Raw genomic sequence first — 25197 nt, forward strand, 5'->3', positions numbered from 1 at the left:
ATGAAATTACCTGACTACCTGACCGATCCGCGTCGCGTTCCCGCCCTCCTGGCGGGGGCGCTGCTGCTGGTGTTCATCTTCCTGTTCTTCCGCAACGCCGGCATTTATCCGATCGTGTTCATCGACGAGTGGAGCTACAGCAGCGCCACCCGCATGCTGCCGATGGCCGATGCGCCGGTGCCGTCCTACCTGTACTTCCAGCTGTTCAAGCTGACCAACTACTGCGGCGACAGCTACCTCGATTGCAACCGCCTGCTCAACACCCTGCTGTACGTGCTGGCCTCGCCGTGCATCTACCTGCTGGCGCGGCGCGTGGCGCCGGCCTGGCCGTCGGCCCTGATCGCGCTGGCCGCCGTGCTGGCGCCGAACAACGCCTACACCCCGTTCTTCATGCCGGAAGCCATGTACTACTGCGCTTTCTGGATCCTCAGCTGGGCCGCGCTCCACCTGTACGAACAGCCGTCGGCGCGCCGCGCGCTAGTGCTGGGTCTGCTGTTGGGCGCGACCATCCTGGTCAAGCTGCATGCGTTGTTCCTGATCCCGGCGCTGGCGCTGTTCGTGCTGTACGCGGCGCACGCCCAGGGCGGCAAGGGCTGGCTGGGACGCGGCCTGCTGTGGGCCGGCGTGATGCTGGCCGGCGCGCTGGCGCTGCGCTTCGCGCTCGGCTACCTGCTGGCCGGCCCCAACGGCCTCGACCTGTTCGGCACCCTGTACGCCGGCCAGGCCGCCTACACCGCCAAGAGCCACTACCCGATCATCCAGCTGCTGGGCTTCGCCTGGCACAACCTGCAAGGCCACCTGATGCTGCTGGCCGCCCTGTTCGCGGTGCCGCTGGCGGCGCTGTGCGGCGCCTTCAACTTCCTGCGGCCGGCCCACGCCCAGGAACAGCGGCTGCAAGCCATCACCGTGTACAGCGTGCTGATGCTCGGCTCACTGCTGGGCTTGACCATCATGTTCACCGCCTCCATCACCGGCCTGGCGGTGAGCGACACCTCGGCCCGCATCCACACCCGCTACTACGACTTCGCCCTGCCGCTGCTGCTGCTGTGCGCGGCCGCCGCCGCCTACGCGCCGGCGCGTCCGCTGAAGACGCCGCTGCGCCTGCTGATCGGCGCCGTGGTGCTGCTGCTGCTCTGGCATTGCCGCGCCCACCTGCTGCTGTGGTTCACGCCGGGCGTGATCGATACCCCGGAATTGCGCGTGCTGTCGATGCGCAAGGACTTGTTCAACATCATCGTCGGCCTGTCGCTGCTGTCGCTGCTGGCCTGGATCTACCGCCAACAGCTCGGCCTGCGCCTGTTCCTGCTGCTGGTGCTGCCGGTCACGACCCTGATCTGCGCCTGGGGCACGGCGCACGAAGTGCGCTTGTCGCGCTGGGCCGACCCGGCCTCCAAGGCCGGCCTGTTCGCGCACCACTACCTGACCCGCGAGCAGAGCGACCGCATGGTGATCGTCGGCAGCGACATCGCCGTGCTGCACCGCGCGCGCTTCTTCGTGGAAAATCCGAGGACGGAGTTACTGTCGGTGCCGGCCAACCAGCCGATGGACTGGAACCAGGTGGCGGAGGACCGCCAATGGGTGCTGGCCATCGGCCAGTTCCAGCCGCCGCCGGATGCCCGCGTGATCGGCCGCAAGGATGAGCTGCTGCTGTTCCAGAAACCGGCCAAGAGCGCGCTCGGCCAGCGCATCGGCTTCAGCCAGTCGTTCGGCGACTATGGCCGCATCGACGGCCTGGCTTGGCCCGATACCTGGGGCGCCTGGTCGCAGGAACCGCAGGTGACGATGGAGTACGGCCGCGCCCTGCCCAAGCGCCTGGCGCTGCAGTTCGAAGGCCGCGCCTTCGGCCCGAATATCGACAAGGATGTGATCGTGACGGTGGGCGCGCAGCAGCAGGTGATGCGCATGCCGGCCGCGAACGGCAAAGCCACGCTGCATTTCGAGACCGATGGCCAGACCCGCGTCATCACCTTCAAGATTCCGCAGCCGACCTCGCAGGCCATGCTGGGCCTGAGCCAGGACACGCGCCAGTTCGGCATCGGCTTCGAATACATCACCATCACCGACGACGACGCCCACTGATGCTGCGCCTCACCACCTTCCTGCGCACCTCACGCTGGCTGTATGCGCTGGCGCTGCTGGCATTGTTGGTGTACAAGCTGCTGACCTGGCCGGCCATCCACAACGGCGACGTTTCGGAATACACGGTCACCACAGTGGCGCTGGCCAACCACGCCACGCCCGAGGTGCGCTTGGGAGACCTGGACGAAACCCTGCGCCGCCTGCCGTTCATGAAGGACGCCTTGGCGGAAATCGGCAACGACCTGCGCCATCAACCCGGCGTGGTGCACCTGCCGTTCGCCCAGGGCCAAGGCGGCGCGGCGTACGCCATCCACTACTTCGCCTATTCGGCGCTGGCGGTGGTGCCGTTCAAGCTGCTGCCGCTGGCCGGGCTGGACCCGTTCAAATGCTATCTGGCGCTGAACCTGTTCTTTGTGCTGCTGCTGGGCCTGACCCTGCGCCGGGTGCTGGACGATAACTTCAAGGCGCTGGCCGCGTTCGGCCTGTTCCTGACCTGCGGCCTGTGGGGCTATCTGCGCTGGAGCAATCCGGAAGTGGTGAGCGCGGCCGCGCTGCTGATGGGACTGCTGTTGTACGGCAGCGGCGCGCCGTTGCGCGCGGGCCTGATGGTGGCCATCGGCGCCATGCAGAATCCCGCCATCATCCTGACCTTCGGCTTCCTGCCGCTGCTGCGGCTGGCCCAGCACTGGCCGGTAAACGGCGGCTGGCGTGCACGCCTGCGCGTGGCCATACCCGACGCCCGCCACCTGGCCGGCCTGCTGCTGGGCACCCTGCTGGCGCTGAGCGCGCCGCTGTGGAACCTGATCCAGTTCGGCACGCCCAGCATCATCGGCCGGGAATTCACGCGACCCTACCTGGCGACGGCGGCGCGCCTGCACTCGCTGTTCCTCGACCTCAGCCAGGGCATGCTAATCGGCGTGCCGGCGCTGCTGATACTGCTGCTGGCTTGGGCCTGGCGCCAGGGCTGGCGCACCACCCTACTCTGCGCCGCGCTGACCTTTGTTATCGCGCTGCCGGCGCTGCCGGTCATCAACTGGAATTCCGGCGCGCAGGGCGTGATGCGCTACGCGAGCTGGGGCGCCATGCCGCTGCTGGCCGCCATGGTGTGGCTGCTGCGCGAGCGCCGCCGCTGGCTGCTGGCGGTGTTGCCGGTGCTGGTGGTCCAATGCGCGGTCAGCGAAGCGCTGCAGGGCTTCCGCTATGTGGAGTTCAGCCCGCTCGCGATCCGCGTGATGGTGCATGCGCCGCACTGGTACAACCCGGACCCGGAACTGTTCGCCGAGCGCGTCAGGCATATCGACAGCTATATCGACGAGCGCGAGGCCTACAGCTTCGTCTACAAGGGCCGCGCCGCCAAGAGCCTGTACCACCCGGCCACGCCGGAATCGGTGCGGATGCTGTGCGGGGCCGGCTTGACGCCGGCCGCCGGCAACGACGTCCAGGACGTCAACCACGGCTGGCGCTACGTCAACGGCCCGGTTATTTGCCAGCCGCTGCCGGCGCCGGTGCAAGCTGCTGCAACTGGCGGCTAAGGCTTTCACCGACGTAGAGGTCGCCGGCGTTGCTCAGGTGGTGGGTGTCGCGGTACAGCAGCTTGCCGTCGATGATCGCGTGGCAGCGCTGCTTGTCGCACAACGGCACCGAGGTATCGATGACCTGCACCTGTGACGGCGGGAAGTCCTTCAACACCGTCGCCACCGCCTTCTGGTGGTCGGCAATGCCCTGCTCGTAGTCGGCGCGCGCGACGCTGCAATCCTGCCGCGTCTGCGAGGTGGCGACGCCGGCGCGCTTGATGCACGAGCGCGGCTCAAAGTCCAACGCCGGCGTATCGTTCACCCAGATCACCTTGCGGCCGCTGGCGACGAAGCGCTGCACCGTCTTGCGGAACAGGTCCATCATCGCCAGGCCCTCGGGCGTGCCGCCGCCCAGGCGGGCGACGGTGGCAAGGATCACGATCTTGACACTCGGCGTGTTCAAGGCGGCGTCCAGCATGCGCGGCGTGATCTTCTGGTAGGGATCGTCGCCGACCGGCACATCCCAGTACGGACGGCGCGTGCCCAACTGCCACAGGTTCTCGCCCTGGGCGCGGTAATGGCGGGTCAGGCCGAACAGGATATGGTAGGAATGGCTGTCGCCGATCAGCGCCACCGTCGGCTCACCGTCCGGGCGGTCCAGCACGCAATACTCGAAGTCCGAATCGAAGCCGTAGCGGCGCTTGCAGGCCTGCGCCTTGGGCACGTCCTCGACCACCTTGAGCTGCTGCATCTGCGCCGCGCTTTCGGTCACCGCTTCACGCTGCGGCAAGCCCTCGCCCCGGTAGATCCAGGCGCCCCAGCCGCCCAGCGCCACCAGCAACGCCAGCAGCACGGCCACCTTGCGCGCGCCGTTGCGCGGACTGCGCAGCGGCCGCTCCAGCAGCAAATAGGTCAGCCAGGCCAGCAAGCCCGACAGCAGCAAGGCCGTGGCGCGGGCTGGCACGCCCGGCATCTTGCCTTCGATGATGGCCATGAAGGACAGCAGCGGCCAGTGCCACAGGTACAGCGGATAGCTGATCAGGCCGACCCACACCATCACCGGATTGCCCAGCACATGGCGGTTGATCCAGGTGCCCGGTCCGGCCGCCAGCAGCAGCAGCGCGCCCAGCGCCGGCAGCAGCGCCCACCAGCCGGGGAAATGCTTGCCCGGGTTGGCCAGGGCAAGCCCCAGCACGATCAACAGCAGGCCGGTGGCGGCCGCCCAGTGGCGCACGCGCGCGCCGTCGAGGTCGAACCAGGTCGGGGCGTCGGCGCGGCGCACGCCCAACAGCACGCTGCGCTGGTAGACGCTCATATAGGCCAGCATGGCGCCCAGCAGCAGCTCCCACATGCGGCTGGCCGGCGAGTAGAAGGTGGCGCTGGCGTAGTTGTGGACGCCGGAGACGTTGACGATGAAGGACAGCACGCCCAGCAGCAGCGCCGGCTTCCACGGTGCCCAGCGGCGCTTGAAGGACAGCCACAGCACCACCGGCCACACCAGGTAGAACTGTTCCTCCACCGCCAGCGACCACAGGTGCAGCAGCGGCTTGGTCTCGGCGCTGGTGTCGAAATAGCCGACTTCGTTCCACAGGAAGAAGTTGGACGAGAAGGTGGCGCCGCCGAACATGTGCTTGCCCAGCATGCGGTATTCGTCCGGGAACAGGGCGAACCAGCCCAGCACGGCGCAGGCGGCCATCACCAGCACCAGCGCCGGGAAGATGCGGCGCACGCGGCGGGCGTAGAAATCGGCCACGCTGAAACTGCCGGCGCGCATGCCGTTGAGCAGGATGGTGCTGATCAGGAATCCGGAGATGATGAAGAAAATGTCGACCCCGATGAAACCGCCCGGCAGCCACGTCGGAAAGGCGTGGAACACCAGCACCGACAACACGGCGACGGCGCGCAGGCCGTCGATATCTCGGCGGTAGGCGGGATGGAGAGAAGGTACGGGGGACGATGGCGCGTCCGGGCTGACGACAGCGAGCGAAGCGTGTTGCATTTAGTATAAAAGAATGACAAACCGCAAGTGTAATGAAAAACCGTACACTTCCGAAGGTTTTTTTCTGTGGCCGGCCTGCTGCCCGTTGCTGAATGCCTACAGGATGGCCGGAAAAAAAGCAGCCTGGCGGCTGCTTTCGTTTTGGTAGGCTGCTTTACTGCTTCGGCGCTCCGCCCAGCAGGAAGGCCAGCTTGGGCTTGGCCTTGGTGATACCGCTGCCGCCGCCGGTGCCGGCGCTGACGACCGGGGCCGCTTTGGCCGGCTCGTAAGGCTTGAGGAACCATGGATCGACCTTTTCGCGGCGTGGCGGGCCACCGCCGCCGAGGCTGCGCGGTGGACGCTCGCCGCGTTCGGACGGACGCGCGGCCGGCGCGCGGCCGAGGTCTTCGGTGCGGCGCGGACGGCGCTCGCCGCGCTCGTCGGCAAAGCTCGGCGCCGGGTTGAAGCCTTCCGGTTCGGCGCGCTTGATGGTCTGCTTGATCAGTTTTTCGATGTCGGCCAGCAGGCGCTCGTCCTTGTCCGAGTAGATCGAGATGGCGTCGCCGGAGGCGCCGGCGCGGCCGGTGCGGCCGATGCGGTGCACATAGTCTTCAGCGTTGTACGGCAGGTCGTAGTTGATCACGCACGGCAGGTCCGAGATGTCGAGGCCACGGGCGGCGACGTCGGTCGCCACCAGGATGTCGATCTCGTTTTTCTTGAACGCGTCCAGCGCGGCCATGCGTTCCTGCTGGGTCTTGTCGCCGTGGATGGCGACCGCCTTCATGCCTTCGCGCTCGAGTTCGCGCGCCAGGCGCGAGGCGCCGATCTTGGTGTTGGAGAAGATGATCACCTGCTTGAGCTCGCGCTGGCGCAGGATGTGCGCGGTCAGCGCGTGCTTCTGGTTGTCGGCGATCTTGTACACCACCTGGGTGACCTTGTCGGCGGTCTGGTTGCTGCGCGCCACTTCGATGGTGATCGGGTCGGTCAGGAAGGTGTTGGCCAGCTTCTTGATTTCCGGCGAGAAGGTGGCCGAGAACATCAGGTTCTGGCGCTTCTTCGGCAGCAGGTTGATGATGCGCTGCAGGTCCGGCAGGAAGCCCATGTCCAGCATGCGGTCGGCTTCGTCCATCACCAGCATCTGCACCTGGCCCAGGCTGATATTCTTTTGCTCCACGTGGTCCAGCAGGCGGCCCGGGGTGGCGATGACGATTTCCACACCGGCCTTCAGGGTCACGGTCTGCGGCTTCATGTCCATGCCGCCGAACACCACGGTCGAGCGCAGCGGCGTGTGCTGGGCGTAGGCCTTGACGTTCTCGGCCACCTGCACCGCCAGTTCGCGGGTCGGCGTCAGGATCAGCGCGCGCACCGGGTGACGCGCCGGCGAGGTGCTGGTGCTGGCATGGGCCAGCAGCATCTGGATGATCGGCAGCGAGAAGCCGGCGGTCTTGCCGGTACCGGTCTGGGCCGCGCCCATGACGTCGCGGCCTTGCAGCAGCACAGGGATGGCCTGGGCCTGAATCGGCGTCGGGTGCTCGTAGCCTTGGTCGTTCAACGCGCGCAGGATATCCGGCGACAGGCCGAAATCGGCGAAGCGGACGGTGGCTGGCGTGGCAACGGCGGCCTGCTCGGGAATGGACGGGGTGGTGATCTCGGTATCGGACATAATGTGGACGGATGGTGAAGCGCCGTAAACTATACCCTACTTTCTGGCAACTGCGCTAAAAACCAGCAGTTTTCTGCTGAAATTATTGCATCAATGGCATGTATAATGGCCGGTCTGATCAGAAACCAGTTTAATTCCCAGGACCACATGCACGTCCCCCTCTCGGCGTTGCGCCGCATAGTATTGCTTTGCCTGTTGTTTGGCCTATTCCTGGCGGTAAGCCTGGCCAGCGCCGCGCCGGCGCCGTCGCTGCGCTTCAAGAAACTCGGCCCGCTGGGCGGCGACGAGCCGTCCATGCTGTCGCTGATGCAGGACCGCAAGGGCTTCATCTGGGTCGGCACCCATACCAACGGCCTGTACCGCTACAACGGCTACCAGGCCGTCAAATACATCAACAACCCGGCCGACCCTGCCAGCCTGCCGCACGACCGCGTCTCCGCCATCTTCGAGGACGGCAAGGGCCGCATCTGGGCCGCCACGCAAAACGGACTGGCGCGCTTCAATCCCGAGACCAACAACTTCACCACCTTCACCACCGAGCAGGCGCCGAAGAACCACCGCATCGTCAAGAACATCATCAGCGACGGCAAGGACGGCCTGTGGATCGGCAGCTGGGGCGGCCTGCAGCACTTCGATCCGGACAGCGGCAAGTTCGACGCCATCTACGCCCACGACGACAACAATCCCGACAGCCTGGGCAGCAACGACCTGAACGCGCTGGCGCTGGACGCCAAGGGCGGCCTGTGGATCGGCACCTGGCCCGGCGGCATGGACTACCTGGCGCCCGGCGCCAAGGTGTTCAAGCACCACCAGGTCGATCCGTCACCGAAGCCGGACGCCCGCATCAATATCGTGCGCGCGCTGCAGTTCGACCGCAACGGCGCGCTGTGGATCGGCACCGAGTCGGGCGTGATCCGCTGGGACGGCAAGAGCGACTGGAGCACGCGCAAGGCCATCCCCTCGCCGTACAGCCGCATCACCAATTTCGGCATCGACAACAAGGGCGTGCTGTGGGGCGCCACGCTGTCGGCCGGCCTGCTGCGCTGGAACGAGTCCAACGGCGAGTTCGACCAGTTCGTGCACGCGGCCGACGATCCCTACAGCCTGCCCGGCGACAACCTGCGCGCCGTGATGCAGGACCGCGGCGGCATGCTGTGGATCGCCTCCTTCACCGACGGCATCGCGCTGGCCAACCTGAGCAGCGAGGGCTTCACGCGCCACGTGCCGTTCCGCATCGACAGCCGTTCGGCGCCGGCCAGCAACGCCCTGCTCAGCCTGGCGCGCGCGCCCGGCGGCAAGATCTGGCTGGGCGGCAATGTGGGCATGAGCTTGTACGATCCGGCCACCAACACCGTGCTGCGCAGCTACCGCGCCGACGACAAGGTGCCGGGCAAGCTGTCGCACTCGATCATCTACAGCATGTACCAGGACGAGGACGGCAAGGGTCCCCTGTGGCTGGGCACCTCCAACGGCCTGAACCGCCTGGACGCGCAGGACGGCCCGTTCCAGACCATCCACTTCGGCAACACCGCCAGCGACTACATCAACGCCATCGCGCCGGGCGCCGGCGGCGTGCTGTGGCTGGCCACCGGCAACAGCCTGATCCGCTACGACATCAAGACCGACGCCCGCAAGATCTACTACAACGATCCGCAGGACCCGGCCACGCGCAGCGTCAACGGCACCTCGGCCGTGCTGGAAGACCGCCAGGGCCGGGTGTGGGCCGGCTCGGAATGGAATGGCGGCGGGCTCGACCTGCTGGACACGGCCACCGGCAAATTCCGCCACTTCCGCTACTCCAGCAAACAGGTCGGCAACATCAGCGACGACAACGTCGCCAGCCTGCACGAGGACGCGCAGGGCCGCATCTGGGTCGGCACCAGCAAGGGCCTGAACCTGGCGCAGATCCAGGCGGACGGCGCGATCACCTTCAAATCCTACGCGGCCGGCATGCGCGCGGCCAAGATCCAATCGATCCAACACGACAGCGACGGCAAGATCTGGTGCAGCACCATCGCCGGCCTGTACCGGCTCGACCCCGAGACCGACCAGATCACGCTGTTCACCTCCTCCGACGGCCTGACCGAAGGCTTCACGGTCAACTCGTCGACGCTGGGCGCGGACGGCACGCTGTACTTCGGCGGCGTGCACGGCATGACGGCCGTGGTGCCGGCCAAGGTGAAGACCAGCTCGGTGCCGCCGCAGGTGGCCATCACCGACATCACGGTGTTCAACCACTCGCTGCAGAACGGCCAGCCGGCGGCCAACGTCAAGGCCGAAGGGCCGGTGACGGCGCCGACCGCGCTGACGCTGTCGTCGCAGGCCTCGGTGTTCGCGCTGGAATTCGCGGCGCTGCACTACACCGAGCCCGGCGGCAACCGCTACGCCTACCAGCTGCAGGGCTTCGACCGCGACTGGGTGGAAACCGACGCCGCGCACCGCACGGCCAGCTACACCAACCTGAACCCGGGGCAATACGTGTTCCGCGTGAAGGCGGCCAACCACATGGGCGTCTGGAACGAGCAGCCGGCCACGCTGCACATCACCATCACGCCGCCGTTCTGGCAGCACTGGTGGTTCCGCGCGGGGATGGGGGCACTGGTGGTGGGCACGCTGGCGTTCTCCTACAAAACCCGCATCAACCGCCTGACGCGCCACCAGGCCGAGCTGGAGCAGACGGTGGCGTCGCGCACGGCGGAGCTGGAGGAATCGAACCGCAAGCTGGCGGCGCTGAGCACCACGGACGGCCTGACGGGCGTGAGCAACCGGCGCGGTTTCGACCTGGCGCTGGAAGCGGAATGGCGGCGCGCGGCGCGCACCGGCCAGACCCTGGCGCTGCTGATGCTGGACGTCGACTACTTCAAGAAATACAACGACCACTACGGCCACCTGGCCGGCGACAGTACCTTGCGCACGGTGGCCGACCTGATCACCACGCACGGCCGCCGCACCAGCGACCTGGTGGCGCGCTACGGCGGCGAGGAGTTCGCGTTGCTGGCGGCGGCCACGGATGCGGCCGACGCGTTCGGCGTGGCGGAAGAAATCTGCGCCGAACTGGCGAAGCGCGCGCTGCCGCACGAGCAATCGCCATTCGGCATCCTCACCATCAGCATCGGTGTCGCGGTGCTGGTGCCGACGGAAGACAGCTCGCCGCAAGACCTGGTGGAACTGGCCGACCGCACGCTCTACCGCGCCAAAGAAAAAGGCCGCAACATGGCGCTGCTGGCCATGCCGCCGATGTAAGCGCGCCGGACACCGCTGTTAGAACGCCTCCCACTCGTCGCCGCCCACGGTTTCCTTCACCGGCTTCTTCAGCGCGACACGTGGTGTAGCGGCTGGCGCGCGGGCCACGGCCGGCAATGGCGCCGCCCGGCGTGGCGCCGCCGCCCGCACCGGCGCCTGCGCGCTCGCCAGCAGCTTGAACACGCTGACCACTTCGCTGAGACGCGCCGCCTGCTCCTGCATCGACTCCGCCGCAGCAGCGGCCTCCTCCACCAGCGCCGCATTCTGCTGCGTCACCTGGTCCATCTGCACGATGGCCGTGTTCACCTGCTCGATGCCGGCGCTTTGCTCCACGCTGGCCGAGGTGATCTCGCTCATGATGTCGGTCACCCGCGTGATGCTGGTGACGATCTCGCTCATGGTATCGCCGGCCTGGTTGACCAGCGCCGAGCCGGCCTCCACCTTCTCCACCGAATCGCTGATCAGCATCTTGATGTCCTTGGCCGCCGCCGCCGAGCGATGCGCCAGGTTGCGCACTTCGCTGGCCACCACTGCGAAGCCGCGCCCCTGTTCGCCGGCGCGCGCCGCTTCCACCGCCGCGTTCAACGCCAGAATATTGGTCTGGAACGCGATGCCGTCGATCACCGAAATAATGTCGACGATCTTGCGCGACGATTCATTGATCGACGCCATGGTGCCCACCACCTGCCCCACCACATCGCCGCCCTTGAGCGCGATGCCCGAGGCCGATTGCGCCAGCTGGTTGGCCTGGCGCGCGTTGTCCGCGTTCTGTTTGACGGTGCTGGTCAGCTCCTCCATCGACGAGGCGGTTTCCTCGAGCGAGCTGGCCTGCTGCTCGGTGCGCGAGGACAGGTCCTGGTTGCCGCTGGCGATCTCCGACGAGGCGGTGGCGATGGTGTCCGTGCCATGACGCACTTGGCTCACCAGCGTCTGCAGGTTGCCGGTCATGTCCTTGAGCGCTTGCATCAGCTGTCCGGTTTCGCACGCGCTTTTGACATCGATCGAGCGCGTCAGGTCGCCGCCGGCGACGTCGCGCGCCAGCGATACCGCCTCCTGCAGCGGCGCCGAAACAATGCGCGCCACCCATACGGCCAGCACCATGCCGATGCCGATATTCGCCACCAGCAAAGCAATCGATAACATGCGCGCGTTGCTGTAGACGGCGCTGGCGGTATCGCTGGCGGCCTCGCCGCCATCGACGTTGATCTTGACCAACTTGTTGACGCTGTCGGTGATCAGTCCCAGCGTCTTGGCCGAGGTGGTGGCGGCGACATCGCGGCCCTCGGCTTTCTTGCCGGCGCGCGACAGATCCATCATCTTGGCGTGATCGATCATGAAGACCGCCAGGTTCTTGTCGAACTCGGCGGCGATGGCTTTCTCTTCCGGACTGGAGATCAGCTTTTCGTACGCGTCGCGATGCTGCTTGAGCGCGAGCACCGACGCATCCATGTTTTTCTCGTAGGTGGCCAGGGTGGCCGGATCCTCGTTGAGCAAATGGGCCAGTTCCCAGCGCCGCAGCTCGCCGACGTCGGAGCGCAGTTCCATCACCGCGCGCACGCTGGGCATCCAGTTTTCCGCCAGATCGGTCGAGGCTTGATTGACGCGGTCCATCGACAGCATATTGCTGACGCCCAACAACAAGGTCAACAACAACACGGCACCGAATGAAACAATCAGTTTGGTGGCTATTTTCAGATCGTAAAACCATTTCATGGCTCATCTCCTGATAGCTGGGGGCTGGTCGCCCAGTATGCAACTATCAGGAGCAGCTTGCCAGCGCCATACGGTTGCTGTGTTGCGCTAGCAACAGCGTGGCGCTGGAGAGATTTACAGCTTGCCGTTCAGCGTGATGAACACCTGGCGCGGCGCGCCGGTCAGCAGCGTCTGCGCGGTGCCGGTGCGGTCGCTGGCCTGGAAGCCGTTGGTGCCGATCGAGCTGATGTACTGCTTGTCGAACAGGTTGGTGACGTTCACTTGCAACGACAGGTCTTTCACGAAGCCAAGGTTCTTCATCTTGTAGCCGCCCGACAGGCTGGCCAGCCAGTACGACGGCACGCCGCCGTCGTTCAGGTAGGTGTAGTAGCGCTTGCCGGTGAACTTGCCGCCGGCGCGCGCGAACCAGGCGCCGCCGTCGTACGACACTTCAGTGTTGAACAACTGACGCGGCGCATCGACCACGGTCTTGCCGCTGACCGCCACCAGGGTGGAGCCGTCCATGTAGTTGGACTTGTACTTGGAATCGTTGAAGGTGTAGGAGTTGAACCAGCTGATTTGGCGGTTGAATTTCCACACGGCGATCGCTTCCACGCCCTTGGTGTCGACCTTGCCGACGTTGACCAAGGTCGACGGGCAACCGAGGATGCCGGCGCAGGTGGCCACGCTCAGCTGGCGCTCGTCGAAGCGCGCGCTGTACACGGCCAGGGAGCCTTGCAGGCTGTCGCGCTTGAAGCGGTAGCCGAGGTCGATATTGGTCGAGGTTTCCGGCTTCAGGCTGGCGATGCCGGCGTTGTAGGCGACCTGCGTCTGCGAGAATGGACCGGTCACGCCCGGCTGGTGGGCGCGCATGTTTTTCGCGGCCGAAGCGAACACTTCATCGTTGCCGGTGATGGCGTAGTTGAAGCCGGCCTGTGGCAGGAACTTCTTCTCGGCGCCAATGCTGCCGGCGGCGCGGGTGCCGACCAGGTTGGTGGCATCGATCTCGACGTCCAGCGCCTTGAAGCCGGCGTTAAGCTTGAGCTTGCCTTCCATCAGGGCCAGCGTGTCCTGCAGGTAGTACTGCGAGGTGGTGGTGACGAACTTCTGCTTCCACTCGGTGGCGAACGGATTGCTCAGGAAGTACATGGTGTCCGACGGGCCGGTCACGGCGTAGTAGTTGCGGCTAGCCGTGTGCTCGTTGCGCTCGCCCCACAGGCCGGCGTTGATGGTGTGGTCGCCGAGTTCCCAGCTCAGGTCGCTGGTGACGCCGTCGCGGCCGATCGTGTACTCGGTGGTGCGCAGCGAGATCGGGTTGCTGGCGTTGGTCGCCACGTAAGGCGTGTACCAGTGGCCCTGGCCTTCGTTGTCGTGGTGGTAGATGGTGGTTTTCAGGTTCAGGTTGGACAGCAGTTGCAGGTCCAGCGTCAGGCCGCCGATGGTGTCCTTGCGCAGGCCGCCGGCCGAATAGTAGGCGTCGTCCAGGCTGTTGACGCCGCCCGTGAACACGCCCTTGGCGGCGTTGACCGCGCGCTGCCAGTCGGACTCGTAGTTGTCCCAGTTGTAGCCGAGGCGCTTGACCATTTCCAGCGACACGTCCTGGTAGTCGACTTCACGGCGGTCCGAGTAGTTGAGGAAGCCGGTCAGGCTGTTGCTTTCGCCGAAGTTGAGCACGAAGCGCGAGTTCAGCTGATCCTGGTCCTGGTCGCCTTGACCCTTGGTTTTTTCGGTGCGCTGGCGGGTGCCGCTCAGGTAAGCCTTGAACACGCCATTCAACAGGCCGGTATCGACGCGGGCGAAGGTGCGCGAGGTGGAATCGCTGCCCAGGGTCTGGGCGAAGGTCAGGCCGCGTTCGTCGCTTGGGGCCAGGGTGAAGAACTGCACCGTGCCGCCCAGGTTGCTGGAGGAAGCCGTGCCCAGCGCGCCGGCGCCTTGCGACACCGAGACGCTGCCGATGTTTTCCGAGGAGATGGCGCGGCTGATGTGCAGGCCGTTGTTGTTACCGTAGGTCATGTCGCCGAGCGGGATGCCGTCCAGCGTGAAGCCCAGCTGGTTCTGGTTGAAGCCGCGAATGCTAAAGCGGGTCGACCATTCGTAGGCGCCGAACGGGTCGGCCGACTGGAAGTTCACGCCTGGCAGTTTCTCCAGCACTTTCAGCGGGCTGGTGCCCGGCAGCGCTTCGGCCAGGTCGGCCTTGCTGATGTTCTGCACCTGGCGCGACTGGCCGCGGCCGGTGATTTCCACCGTTTGCACCGGGCCGGCCATGGCACCGATGGCGGCGCTGTCATCTTCGGCGTAAGCGTGGCATGCCAACGCCTGCAGGACCAGCAGGCACAATGGTTTAAGAGGGAAGCGCGGTAGCATCATGTTTTTCTTTCTTGCCAGGTTATTGGAAAATCAACTTGCAAGATTGTAGAAACAGCATGTGACGATGCGATGACGCCGCCGTGACATCTTCATGACAGTGCGTGATAAGCTGGAGCCTTCCCAACCGGAGGAGGTCCGCATGCGGCGATTGAGTGCGCTATTGTTGTTGGCTCTGGCTCTGGCTCCCGCCTGGGCCATCGATCGGCCCTTCCCCGCCAACATCCTGCGCGGCAAATTCACGCCCGGCTATTTCCCCGACATCACGCTGGACGGCAAGGCCCGCCAGTTGTCGCCGGCCGCGCGCATTTTCAACCAGGACAACCGGATCGAAATGCCGGCCGCCCTGCGCGGCAAGGATCTGGTGGTGAACTACACGCTGGATACGATGGGCAATATCGACCGCATCTGGATACTGACCGAGGACGAGGCGGCACAGAAAGTGCCGACCGCCGCCGAGGCGGCTAAATAGCGAAGTCGGTGTAGGGCGCGGGCGCCGTGACGACGCGCTCGCCGGCAAAGCGCAACAGCTCGTCCGGCGCGATCGGGCGTGCGATGTGGTAGCCCTGCAGATAGTGGCAGCCCATCTTTTCCAGGATGGCCGCCTGCCCCGCCGTCTCCACGCCCTCGGCCACCAGCTGCAACCCCAGGCTGTGGCCCATGGCGATGATGGCGTGCACCAGATTGTTGCTGCGCTCGCTATGCTCGATGTCCATCACGAAGGCGCGGTCGATCTTCAGGGTGTTGAGCTGGAATTGGGTCAGGTAGCTGAGCGAGGAGTAGCCGGTGCCGAAGTCGTCCAGCGAAATGCCGACGCCAAGAGCGCGCAGCTGGGCCAGCACCGCTTGCACATTGCCGGCGTCGTCGATCAGCACGCGCTCGGTCAGCTCCAGCTCCAATTGGTGCGGCGACAGACCGTTGCGGATCAGCGCCTGCGACACCAGCGTCACGAAATCCGGATCGGCCAGCTGCCAGGCGGAGACGTTGATGCTGATGGTGATGTCATCCAACACGCTTTTCTTCCACAAGCCCATCTGGCGGCACGCCTGATCCAGCACCCAGGTGCCGAGCGCGATGATCATGCCGCTGTCCTCGGCCACCGGGATGAAGCGGTCCGGCGATACCGGCCCCAGCAGCGAACTGTTCCAGCGCAGCAGCGCCTCGACCTTGGTCAGCTTGCCGGTGTGGGCATTGGTGATGGCCTGGTAGACCAGGTAGAGCTCGTTGGCCTCCAGTGCGCCGCGCAGCGCGCCGTCGATCAGCAGGCCGTCCTTGGCGGCCACGTTCATGGCGTCGTTGAACACGCGCTGCTCGCCCCGGCCGGCCTTTTTGGCTTCGTACATGGCGACGTCGGCATTGCGTAGTAGCGCATCGCTATCGCTTCCCTGATGTGGATAACAGGCGATGCCGATGCTGGCCGTGACGCTGATGGCGTGATAAGACAGTTCGAAGCCCTTGGCCATGGCCGCGATGATCTCGGTGGCGCAGTCGTTTGCCATCTGTTCGGCGCTGTTGAGCGAAATATCGGGGAGGATGGCGATGAATTCGTCGCCACCGAAGCGCGCCAGCAGGTCGGTCGGCCGCAGCAGGCTGTGCAGGCGGTTGGCGGCGGTGCGCAGCAGCTCGTCGCCGGCGGCGTGGCCGAACGACTCGTTGACGCGCTTGAACTTGTCCAGGTCGATAAACAGCACGGCGCAGGCGCGTCCGTCGGCGGCCGCCTTGGCCAGCGCCTGCTCCAGCATGGTCACCAGCGCGTGGCGGTTGAAGAAGCCGGTAACTGGATCGATACGGGCGGCCTGGTACAGCAAATCGTCTTTCTTTTTGCGTTCGCTGATATCGAGCAGCTGGACCAGGCAGTACAGGCGGCCGCGTTCGATGTATGGCGAACCCAACATCTCGACCGGCAAGTTATTGCCGTTTCGCAATTTAATCACACCGGTATCGGACACCGGAAACTGCACGTCGTTGTTTTCAAAGCGGCGGAAATAATGGTCGGCCATGTCGCGCGTGAGATTCGGCAGCAGGTCGCAAACATGCAATCCTAATAACTCTTGCGCAGTGTTGAATCCGAGCAATTTTGCACAACGCTCGTTCGCGACGTGCACGTAACCGCGCCGGTCGCGGATCAGGAAACCGTGGCTGAGGCTGTCGATGGTGCGGGCATAGCGTTGCTGGATTTCGTCCTGCACCGCGTACACCAGGCCCAGCATGGACAGTATTTTCAGCACACTGTTGCCGAGGAACCAAGCGATATAAACGTCCGGATTTCCGAAGCTGACCACCAGCAGATTAAAACCACCGCGCGCCATTAGCGTCCAGCCAAGGAGCCGATAGCGGTTTCGAATAAATACCAATTGGGCGCCGGCCCATACCATCATCAGGCCTATTGTCGAGGCACTGACCGGCACCACCCAGTTATTATTCCAATTACACAAGGAATAAAATAGAGCGCTGCCCAATAAAATACCAGGCGCCATCCAGCGCATATGTAGAGAGCGCAATTTACCGATAAAGAATTGCGTGCCCGCCCAATAACCGGCAGCGCCGATGGTTAAAAACAAACCGCACAAGTAAACGCGCGATTGAAACCCAAATAAATGATCGCCGGCGACCCAGATGATGCTGCCGCTCATAATGGCCAGTTGCCCCACGCCCCAGAATAGCGCGTGCTTTTCCTTGCGCTGCATCAGCCACAGGAAAATCAGTATTGCACTCAGAATGGCATCGGCGGAAAACTCCACCACCATTGCGATGAGATAGCCCAGGTCTGCGCTCATTGGCTTTCAGCGCGGCGTGGCGCTGTGTCGAAGTCACTAGCGACATTGTATGATGAACAAGGGCGTAGAGGCGGAAAATCACGGTCTTTTCATGCTAAAAATTGGCACGTACTTGCCAGTTTCCAGCTTGATGGCTAAAGAAACAGCGATATCGCCAGCAGCCACATCACTACCGCGATAATCCCGTCCAAAATCCGCCAGGCGCCGGGCCGGGAAAATACCGGCGTCAAATAGCGCGCGCCGAGTCCCAGGCTGGAAAACCATATCGCCGATGCCAACATTGCGCCGACGGCAAAATATACCCGTCCATTTCCTTCTTGCTGACCGCCAATGGAACCCAGTAACACGACAGTATCCAGATACACATGTGGATTTAACAGGCTGAAAGCCAGCATCGCCGAAATAACCGCACCGCGATTCGGCGCAGCGTTATTCTGCTCGGCCACCATGGCGGATGGATTCAACGCAGATCGCGCCGCGCGCAAACCATACCAGAATAAAAACCCGGCGCCTGCGATTTTTATCCAGAACAATAATACTGGCGCTTCCGTAATTAATTTTCCCATGCCCGCCACGCCGGCGGCAATTAATACCATGTCGCAGATAATGCAGATCGCAATACAGGTCAGCACAAATTCACGCTTCAATGCCTGCCGTAATAAATAAGCATTCTGTGAACCAATAGCGACGATCAAACCGCCACCGAGGCCGATCCCTTTGAAAAAAGCGGTGAGTTCCATGCCCTACTCCGTGCAAAAAAACGCCAGATTACGGCCCGCGCAAAGATAAGTATAATTAATATTATTTGCCAAGTATTAGGATCGCTAATGAGCCGGATAGACTATCGGGGACTGGCGGCGCTGGACGCCGTGATCGATTATGGTAGCTTTGACAAGGCCGCCGCCGCGCTGGCGATCACCCAATCGGCGGTGTCGCAACGCATCCGCATGCTGGAAAACAGCGCCGGCGAGTTGCTGATCATCCGCAGCCAACCACCGGCGCCGACCGAAGCCGGCCAGCGTTTAATCGCCCACTACCGCCAGGTCCGGCTGCTGGAATCGGCGCTGGACAAGCGTCCCGGCGACAGCGGCGCCCGGCCCGAAATCGCCATCGCCGTCAACGCCGACAGCGCCGCGACCTGGCTGCAGGAAGCGGTCACGCCGCTGATGCGCAACGGCGATTGCATGCTGCAGATCCGCCTGGACGACCAGGACCACACCCTGAGCATGCTGCGCGAAGGCCGCGTTTTCGGCTGCGTGACCAGCGAAACCGCGCAGGTGGCCGGCACCACCGTGACGCCGTTGGGCGTGATGCGCTATTTATGCGTGGCCAGCCCGGATTTTGCCGCCCGCTGGTTCCCCGGCGGCGTGACGGCGAAGGCCGTCCAGCAGGCCCCGGCCATGAATTTCGACCGCAAGGACATGCTGCAAACCCGCTTTATCGCGCAACACACGGGCTACACGGGCCGCTATCCGCACCACGCCCTGTCCAGTTCGGACGGCTACGTGCGGTTTATCGAGGCGGGATTGGGTTACGGCATGCTGCCGATTCCGCAATGCGAGCGGCAGTTAAAGGAAGGCAGGCTGATTGACCTGGCACCCGGCGTCTGGCTGGACGTGCCGCTGAGGTGGCACATGTGGGACATCCAGACCCCGTTCACGCGCGCTTTATCCGATAACTTGATCGCTACTGCGCGCAAGTGGCTGATAACCGGCTGATTTCGACTTGACCGACAGAGCGATCAGGTACAGCGCCGCATAATACGTCCCCAGCACCAGCAGCGCCGAGGCCGGCACCGGCGCATGAAATTTGTTGTACGCCAGCGTGGTGTCTGAAATCAGGAAGGCGATGCCGCCACAGGCGGCCAGCTTGCCGCCCGCCGTGCCGAGGGTGAACGCGCGCGACACCGCCTGCGCAGTCATGGCGACCAGGCACAGCATGTAGGCCAGCACCGGCAGTTGCAAGCCCGCGCCAACGCCGGGCCACAGTACCAGCAGGTTCGCCGCGCTCAGCGCCAACAACAGGATCAGCGGCAAACGCCGGCCGAACAGGGGCGCATCGCGCGTGAACGCCCGCAAAAAGAACAGATGCGCCACCAGGAAACTGGCCAGCCCCAGCTCGAAACCGAAGCGTATGGGCAGCATCAGGAACACATCGCCGCACAGGGACAGCAGCAAGGCTGCCAGGATCGCCTTGCGGTAAAGCGGTTGCCCGCCCGCCGTGGCGCGCCAGACCAGCCACCACACCAGCATGGTGGTCAAGGGCTTGAAGACGTAATGCAGCCAGATCGCATCGCCGCCCAGGGTGGAGCCCAGGATGGCCAGCAGCGCCGACACCAGTATGAACAGACTCATGTACTTGCTCCGATTACCGCCGCCAGTTCTTCCCTGGCGCGCGCCTCCCACGCGTCCGCATCGGGCTGATGCAGGTATCGCGCCTCGCACGCCGGCTCCGCCATGGGCGGGCCGACACGCTGGTAAATCATCACGCTGGTCCACGACAAGGTGCCCGGCGCATGCGTTTGCAGCAGCCGGAACGCCGGATGCTTGATCGGATACGTGGTGGTGGTCACCAGCGCGCCCTCCGGCAGCTCGCGCGCGAGCTTGTTGCTGATGGCATCCATCAGCGGGCCGAAACAGGTGCTGTACAGGAAAACCAGGCTGGCGCCGCGCACATCGACCTTGAACATATCGTTTTCCAGGAACAGGATGCGCGAACCGAGATCCAACAGATGGCGGCCGCTTGCCACCGCGCCCGACGGCAATTGCAGCGGTGTTTCCAGCGTGATGGATTCCGGCAGCGACTCCAGCCCCTGCCGCGCCAGCGTCAGCAGGCGCACCAGGCGCTCCTGCGCCAGGCGGTGGCGGTAGTTCAGCAATTCCACGCCGATGCAGCGGGCGAACGGCAAGCTCAGCGCCGCGCTCATCACTACCTTGCCGAGGCCGCTGCCCAGGTCGACCATGACGCCGCCGGGCGGCACCAGGTGCTTGATGGCATCGAAGTAGTTTTCCAGCTCGAAGCGCTGCATTTCGCCGTAGATCAGGCCACCTTCCTGGATCAGCCAGTCGCGCACCTCGTTGTCGCCCAGCGCTTCCAGCGGGCGGAAGCCCGGCAACGGCGACAGCTTGGGCAGCATCCCCAGCGGCATGATGCTGGCCGGCAGCGTGCCGATCATCACGCTCAGGTGCGGACGCAGCCGTTGCAGCAAATAGTCGTGGCGTTCGGAACGTTCCAGGCAGGCGCGCAGCGCGTAGCCGACTTCCAGGAACGGCAGCATCGGCGAATCCGGCGTCAGCTCCAGAGTCGGGCGGGCGTGGGTTTCGCCGCCCTGCACGCTTTGGAACAGGGCCTCGAAAATATCGGCGATTTGCCGGAAGCGCTGCACCGGCGCGGTGGAGCGGTCCTCGGTTCGAAAGGCGGGCTGCAGGGTCGTGCTATCCATTGCACGAGGATAATAGAACCCTATGCGGGCCGCAATGGCTTTAGCATCTTTGCAACATCATCGTAGTGCGCCAGCCAGCCGGACTCGGCCAGCTTGGGCGCACACACGGGGCAAGCCTCGAAGGGATTGCAGTCGTGCGGCAGCTCCAGGTAGAAGCGGCCGATGACGGCTTTACCGGCATACGAATCGGTCATCACCGGACGCGATTTCAGCGACGGCTTGGCCACGGCCGGCACGAAATCGGCGCCGCCCGGCGGCAGCCAGCGTTCGAATCCCTCGACCGGTTTGCCGTCCGGCACGTACCAGGACTTGCGCTCGCTGTTCCAGCGCGCGCCCAGCGCCTTGGCTTCCTCTTTTTCCGCGAACGGTACTTTTAAGAACATCATCGTCGATCACTCCTTGCAGCAAGATTGCCATTTTACCGGCTGCCGCTTATATTGGCCGAATGAACAGCATCCTCCGCGCCACCGCCGCCCACCTGACCGACGCCCGCCACCTGCTGCACGAATATTTCGATGCCATCGATGTGGTGCTGCGCGATGACGACGACGCCATCCGCGCTTTCCTCAACGACGCCAGTTCGGCCATGTGGATCGCCTACGTGGACGATGTGCCCGCCGCCTGCGTGGCCATGCGGCCGCTGCCCGAAGTGGCCGGCGCCTGCGAGTGCAAGCGCCTGTACGTGAACGGCAACTTCCGCCGGCGCGGCCTGGCCGAGGCGCTGATGGCGGCGCTGGAACAGCACGCCGCCGAAGCCGGCTACCGGGCCGTCTACCTCGACACCAAGGACGACCTGGTCGGCGCGATCGGTCTCTACGACCGCCTCGGCTACGAACGCTGCGCGCGCTACAACGACAATCCGCAGGCCACCATCTTCATGCGGCGTGGTTTGCGTGAGCTGTGAGAAAATGTCGCCATGCCTACCATAGAACCACTGACCCTCACGCTGGCCGAACTGGCCGAGCGCTGGAACATGAGCCCGCAGCAAGTGCTGGAATCGCCGCGCGCGCTACCCATGTATTTTTACTTTGACGGCCTGGTGTTCGACTTCAACGACAAATGGCACCGCGCCAACGGCGACGCCGGCGTGGTGCAAACGCTGGAGCAGCACAAGACCCGCCTGTCCACGCTGGAAATCGACTTGCAGCGCCAGACCATGCACAAGCGCGGCCTGCTGAAGCTGACCCAATGGGAAGAAGCGCTGAGCGATGACGAATTGCACAACCAGCAGGCCGAGGCGGACCGGCTGACGGAAGAAATTCCGCAATTGTCGGAGCGGCTCACGCAGCGCCGCGAAGAACGCCAGCGCCGCGTGCGCAACGGCCTGCTGCGCGCCGCGCCGCGCACCGTGGCCGACATCGCCAAGCACGGCGAAACGCGCTTCCCGCAATTCGCCTACATGCCGCACACGCCGGCCAAAACCGAGGGCGAGGCAGCCATAGCCGACGGCGCCGTGGTGGCGCTGGAAGACGGTTTCCCGCTCAAGGAACTGCTGACCACGGCCGACCTCGTGGCCGCCATGGTCGACGTGCGCGCGGCTGAGGCTTCAGCCGGCGCTTAGCGCTTAGGCCAGCACGATGCGCTTCTGCTCGCGCGCCGAGCGGTAGATCGCCTCGACGATGCGGATATCGCGCAGTCCCTCTTCGCCCGGCACGATGGGCTCGCGGTTGTTGATGATGCATTGTGACAGGTGGTCCAACTGGGCCGCCCACTGGGTGGCGCCCGGTCCGGGCTTAGGCGTGATCTGGGTGGTGCGGTCCTGACCGATCCACAGCTTGTTGCCGTCATAACGGGTGCCCGGTTCCAGGTCGATGCGGCCCTTGTCGCCCATCAGCAGGATGTGGTTCTGGTTGGCGCTGTACATCGACATGCAGGAACCGATCACGCCCGACGGGAACTCCAGCTGGAACTCGATCATGTCCTCCACTTCGCGGAAGCGCGGATCGTTGCGGTCCGTGGTTTCCTTGGCGTAGACGGCCACCGGCTCTTCACCCGTCATGTAACGTGCCGCGTTCAGCGCGTAAATGCCGATATCCATCAGCGAACCGCCGCCGGACATGGCCTTCTTCAGGCGCCAGGCGTTCGGATTGCCGGCCGTGAAGCCGTGTTCCGAACGGAAGTAGCGCAGCTTGCCGATCTCGCCGGCGCGGGCGCGGCGGATCGCTTCCAGGTTGTGCGGCTCGAAATGGCAGCGGTAACCGATCATCAGTTTTTTGCCGGCCTTCTTGCAGGCGGCGATCATGGATTCGCATTCGGCCGACGAGACCGCCATCGGCTTCTCGCACATCACGTGCTTGCCGGCGGCGGCGGAGCGGATGGTGTACTCGGCGTGCATGGAAACCGGCAGGCAGACGTAGACGATGTCGATGTCCGGATTGTCCTTGATGCTGTCGAAATTCTTGTAGTCATAGATGCTGCGTTCCGGCACGCCGTACTCGGCCGCCACACGCTTGGCCTTGACCGGATCGCCGCTGACCAGCGCGACCAGTTTGCTGTCCTGGCAGTTCTTAAACTGGGGAATAATCACGCCCAGACCATACCCGCCCAAGCCCACGATGGCGTAGCCCAGCTTGCGTCCCGGCGTGGCCGCCATCGCCGGCAACCCCATGGCCGAGGCCGTGATAGCGCTACCAGCAGCGAGCACAAGACTACGTCGATTTATTTTAATCATTCTCTGTCTCCAATGAATTCAGCTTGCGAACGGTAATTTTAGTATAAGCGCAAGGTTGCGGAACGGTGTACTGGGAAAAATCACGGAAATGAAACAACTATCGCAGCAGAGCGCGCCGCGTCTGTCCACGACAAGCATGCTTGTGGGATACTAAACGCAGGGCAAAGGGGGCGAGACGGGGAATGCGGCTGACACGACACATCGCATGGTTGATAGGCGCGCTGCCGGCAATGGCGCTGGCGGCCGACCCGGCGCCGCTGAAACTGATGGTGGGCGACATGCCGCCCTACGCCATTGCCTCCGCCGCCGCGACGGCGCCTGGTTCGCTGGTGGAAATCACCCAGGAACTGGGTCGGCGCATGGGATCGCCGGTGGAAGTGCAGTTCTACCCATGGTCGCGCGCGGTGGTCATGGTATCGCTGGCGCCGCGCACGCTGGTGCTGCCGATCACGCGCACCGAGGAGCGGGAGCACAAATATCGCTGGCTGGTGAAAATCTACAAGCAAAGGCTGATCTTCGTTGGCCAGCACGGCAACCGCAAGCTGGCCGACCCTGCCCTGCTCACGCATTCGCGCCTAGCGGTGCTGCGCGGCACGCCCTACAAGCAACTGCTGCTCGACGCCGGTTACACCGACGTGGCGGAATGCGCGACCATCAAGGAATGCGTGCGGATGGTCAAAACCGGCATCGCCGACGCCAGCTTCGGCGCCGAAGACACGCACCGCACCGCCGCCAGCACGGGCGGCAACAAATCCACCGACTTCGACTACAGCCCGCCGTTCCGCCACGGCGAAGTCTGGCTGGCCGGCTCGCTGGACATCAGCGAAGAAGAAGCGCGCAAATGGCGCACCACCCTCGACACCATGCGCACCGACGGCAGCTTCGCCCGCATCCTGCACAAGTACAACGCCACCGGCAACTAGAAGGCTGAAGCACTGAATTCAGTACCAAATTTGGTTTGCGTGCTAAGATGTGCTCATCACTCGAGGAGGTAAAGCATGAACTTTTCCGACATACAGCCAATTAGTTACTTGAAAAGCAACACAAGTGACGTGGTCAAGCAAGTGCTGGAGACTCGTGCCCCGGTAGCCATCACGGTAAACGGCAGAGTTCAGGCAGTGGTTCAAGACCCTGTCAGCTTTCAAAAGACTCAAGACCAAAATGCCATGCTTCGCATTCTCGCTCTCGGGAGAAAGCAGATTGAGGAAGGCAAGGTAGTTAATCACGACGACGTTGTTGCTCTTTTTGAGGCTGAAGACAACGAAAGCTAAGCAATCACATGAGAATCATTTGGACGCAAAACGCCCTGAACGATTTACACGAGATTCGCGCATATTTGAAGCAGAGCGAATCCTCCGCCTTTGCCAAGAAGGTGACTCAAGAGATTTTGGCGGAGGTCAATTCCCTCAAGGAGTGGAATACTAAAGGCACTTTGGTGCCAGAGCTGGAAGACCTTCATTTGACGACCCACCGCCAACTCCTGGCCGGTCAGAACCGCATCATCATCGAGCGCGGACAAGACAATACGGTGTACGTTCATATGGTTGCGCACACGAGCCGCAATCTTGAAACATTAATTCGCCGACGCTTGCTGGATGCGTAGTACAAAGAAAAAGGACTTAGATTTTTATCTAAGTCCTTTTTTTTATTGGTAGGCCCTCCCAGAGTCGAACTGGGCACCAACGGATTATGAGTCCGCTGCTCTAACCAAGCATGAGCTAAGGGCCCTAAGGGATACTGCTGCGCTGGGGCCTGTTCAGGCCTTCCGATGCGC

The 25197-nt window shown here is 63.9% G+C and carries 20 protein-coding genes and 1 tRNA gene; 10 read left to right on the forward strand and 11 right to left on the reverse strand.

The features are described from left to right. On the forward strand, nucleotides 1–2079 hold the full coding sequence (locus tag ACXZ1M_RS08635) for a DUF7024 domain-containing protein (protein ID WP_459052763.1): 2079 nt from the start codon (nucleotides 1–3) through the stop codon (nucleotides 2077–2079). Further along, nucleotides 2079–3611 (forward strand): hypothetical protein, encoded by a 1533-nt coding sequence (locus tag ACXZ1M_RS08640; RefSeq protein ID WP_459052764.1) that lies wholly within the window; start codon nucleotides 2079–2081, stop codon nucleotides 3609–3611. The genes ACXZ1M_RS08635 and ACXZ1M_RS08640 overlap by 1 nt, the downstream gene beginning before the upstream one ends. Here ACXZ1M_RS08640 and ACXZ1M_RS08645 read toward each other — a convergent pair. Together ACXZ1M_RS08645 and ACXZ1M_RS08650 are read right to left on the reverse strand one after the other, a co-directional pair. Then, nucleotides 3559–5592 (reverse strand): acyltransferase family protein, encoded by a 2034-nt coding sequence (locus ACXZ1M_RS08645; RefSeq protein WP_459052765.1) that lies wholly within the window; start codon nucleotides 5590–5592, stop codon nucleotides 3559–3561. The two genes, ACXZ1M_RS08640 and ACXZ1M_RS08645, sit on opposite strands and share 53 nt — an antisense overlap. 154 nt (nucleotides 5593–5746) lie before the next feature. Then, nucleotides 5747–7234, reverse strand: a complete 1488-nt coding sequence (locus tag ACXZ1M_RS08650) for a DEAD/DEAH box helicase (RefSeq protein ID WP_459052766.1) — start codon at nucleotides 7232–7234, stop codon at nucleotides 5747–5749. Nucleotides 7235–7381: 147 nt separating this feature from the next. On the opposite strand from ACXZ1M_RS08650, the gene ACXZ1M_RS08655 reads away from it, so the two are divergent. Further along, nucleotides 7382–10477: a ligand-binding sensor domain-containing diguanylate cyclase gene (locus tag ACXZ1M_RS08655; protein WP_459052767.1), complete on the forward strand. Its 3096-nt coding sequence runs from the start codon at nucleotides 7382–7384 to the stop codon at nucleotides 10475–10477. Nucleotides 10478–10495: 18 nt separating this feature from the next. Here ACXZ1M_RS08655 and ACXZ1M_RS08660 read toward each other — a convergent pair whose 3' ends face one another. Together ACXZ1M_RS08660 and ACXZ1M_RS08665 are read right to left on the reverse strand one after the other, a co-directional pair. Next, complete coding sequence (locus ACXZ1M_RS08660) at nucleotides 10496–12190, reverse strand: methyl-accepting chemotaxis protein (protein ID WP_459052768.1); 1695 nt, start codon at nucleotides 12188–12190, stop codon at nucleotides 10496–10498. 114 nt (nucleotides 12191–12304) lie between these two features. Further along, nucleotides 12305–14536 carry a TonB-dependent receptor gene (locus tag ACXZ1M_RS08665; protein WP_459052769.1) on the reverse strand — a complete coding sequence of 744 codons (2232 nt, stop codon included), beginning with the start codon at nucleotides 14534–14536 and terminating at the stop codon, nucleotides 12305–12307. 139 nt (nucleotides 14537–14675) lie between these two features. On the opposite strand from ACXZ1M_RS08665, the gene ACXZ1M_RS08670 reads away from it, so the two are divergent. Further along, a complete protein-coding gene (locus ACXZ1M_RS08670) occupies nucleotides 14676–15005 on the forward strand; it encodes a hypothetical protein (protein ID WP_459052770.1) in 330 nt (109 codons plus the stop codon). On the opposite strand, the gene ACXZ1M_RS08675 is transcribed toward ACXZ1M_RS08670, so the two are convergent. Both ACXZ1M_RS08675 and ACXZ1M_RS08680 read right to left on the reverse strand, forming a co-directional pair. Continuing rightward, entirely contained in the window at nucleotides 14998–16842 is a 1845-nt protein-coding gene (locus ACXZ1M_RS08675; RefSeq protein WP_459052771.1) for a putative bifunctional diguanylate cyclase/phosphodiesterase, read from the reverse strand. The two genes, ACXZ1M_RS08670 and ACXZ1M_RS08675, sit on opposite strands and share 8 nt — an antisense overlap. A 602-nt stretch (nucleotides 16843–17444) precedes the next feature. Then, nucleotides 17445–18050: a LysE/ArgO family amino acid transporter gene (locus ACXZ1M_RS08680; protein WP_459052772.1), complete on the reverse strand. Its 606-nt coding sequence runs from the start codon at nucleotides 18048–18050 to the stop codon at nucleotides 17445–17447. 87 nt (nucleotides 18051–18137) lie between these two features. Here ACXZ1M_RS08680 and ACXZ1M_RS08685 point away from each other — a divergent pair, with 87 nt between their 5' ends. Beyond that, complete coding sequence (locus ACXZ1M_RS08685; RefSeq protein ID WP_459052773.1) at nucleotides 18138–19028, forward strand: LysR family transcriptional regulator ArgP; 891 nt, start codon at nucleotides 18138–18140, stop codon at nucleotides 19026–19028. Here the strand turns inward: ACXZ1M_RS08685 and ACXZ1M_RS08690 are convergent. Genes ACXZ1M_RS08690 through ACXZ1M_RS08700 form a run of 3 tightly spaced genes read right to left on the reverse strand, consistent with a single transcriptional unit; the run spans nucleotide 18978 to nucleotide 21138 of the window. After that, nucleotides 18978–19664: a lysoplasmalogenase gene (locus ACXZ1M_RS08690; RefSeq protein ID WP_459052774.1), complete on the reverse strand. Its 687-nt coding sequence runs from the start codon at nucleotides 19662–19664 to the stop codon at nucleotides 18978–18980. The genes ACXZ1M_RS08685 and ACXZ1M_RS08690 overlap by 51 nt on opposite strands. Beyond that, nucleotides 19661–20752 (reverse strand): histone methylation protein DOT1-like protein, encoded by a 1092-nt coding sequence (locus ACXZ1M_RS08695; protein ID WP_459052775.1) that lies wholly within the window; start codon nucleotides 20750–20752, stop codon nucleotides 19661–19663. Before ACXZ1M_RS08695 ends, ACXZ1M_RS08690 begins: the two co-directional genes overlap by 4 nt. Nucleotides 20753–20772: 20 nt before the next feature. Continuing rightward, on the reverse strand, nucleotides 20773–21138 hold the full coding sequence (locus ACXZ1M_RS08700) for a DUF5710 domain-containing protein (RefSeq protein ID WP_373988834.1): 366 nt from the start codon (nucleotides 21136–21138) through the stop codon (nucleotides 20773–20775). Between the two features lie 59 nt (nucleotides 21139–21197). On the opposite strand from ACXZ1M_RS08700, the gene ACXZ1M_RS08705 reads away from it, so the two are divergent. Both ACXZ1M_RS08705 and ACXZ1M_RS08710 read left to right on the forward strand, forming a co-directional pair. After that, nucleotides 21198–21656, forward strand: coding sequence for a GNAT family N-acetyltransferase (locus tag ACXZ1M_RS08705; protein ID WP_459052776.1), 459 nt, complete (start codon nucleotides 21198–21200; stop codon nucleotides 21654–21656). 12 nt (nucleotides 21657–21668) lie between these two features. After that, nucleotides 21669–22313, forward strand: coding sequence for a hypothetical protein (locus ACXZ1M_RS08710; RefSeq protein ID WP_459052777.1), 645 nt, complete (start codon nucleotides 21669–21671; stop codon nucleotides 22311–22313). Between the two features lie 3 nt (nucleotides 22314–22316). Here the strand turns inward: ACXZ1M_RS08710 and ACXZ1M_RS08715 are convergent, their stop codons facing one another. Continuing rightward, the gene (locus ACXZ1M_RS08715) at nucleotides 22317–23423 is read right to left on the reverse strand and encodes a Gfo/Idh/MocA family protein (RefSeq protein WP_459052778.1); all 1107 of its coding nucleotides are present in this window, start codon (nucleotides 23421–23423) and stop codon (nucleotides 22317–22319) included. A 182-nt stretch (nucleotides 23424–23605) separates the two neighbouring features. On the opposite strand from ACXZ1M_RS08715, the gene ACXZ1M_RS08720 reads away from it, so the two are divergent. The 3 genes from ACXZ1M_RS08720 (at nucleotide 23606) to ACXZ1M_RS08730 (ending at nucleotide 25026) form a co-directional block, all read left to right on the forward strand. Continuing rightward, nucleotides 23606–24346: a substrate-binding periplasmic protein gene (locus ACXZ1M_RS08720; RefSeq protein ID WP_459052779.1), complete on the forward strand. Its 741-nt coding sequence runs from the start codon at nucleotides 23606–23608 to the stop codon at nucleotides 24344–24346. Nucleotides 24347–24421: 75 nt separating this feature from the next. After that, a complete protein-coding gene (locus ACXZ1M_RS08725; RefSeq protein WP_459052780.1) occupies nucleotides 24422–24694 on the forward strand; it encodes a type II toxin-antitoxin system Phd/YefM family antitoxin in 273 nt (90 codons plus the stop codon). Nucleotides 24695–24702: 8 nt separating this feature from the next. Further along, the gene (locus ACXZ1M_RS08730) at nucleotides 24703–25026 is read left to right on the forward strand and encodes a type II toxin-antitoxin system RelE/ParE family toxin (protein WP_459052781.1); all 324 of its coding nucleotides are present in this window, start codon (nucleotides 24703–24705) and stop codon (nucleotides 25024–25026) included. Between the two features lie 46 nt (nucleotides 25027–25072). Here the strand turns inward: ACXZ1M_RS08730 and ACXZ1M_RS08735 are convergent. After that, nucleotides 25073–25151, reverse strand: a tRNA-Ile gene (locus ACXZ1M_RS08735). Between the last annotated feature and the right edge of the window lie 46 nt (nucleotides 25152–25197).

The organism is Duganella paludis, assembly GCF_054461335.1.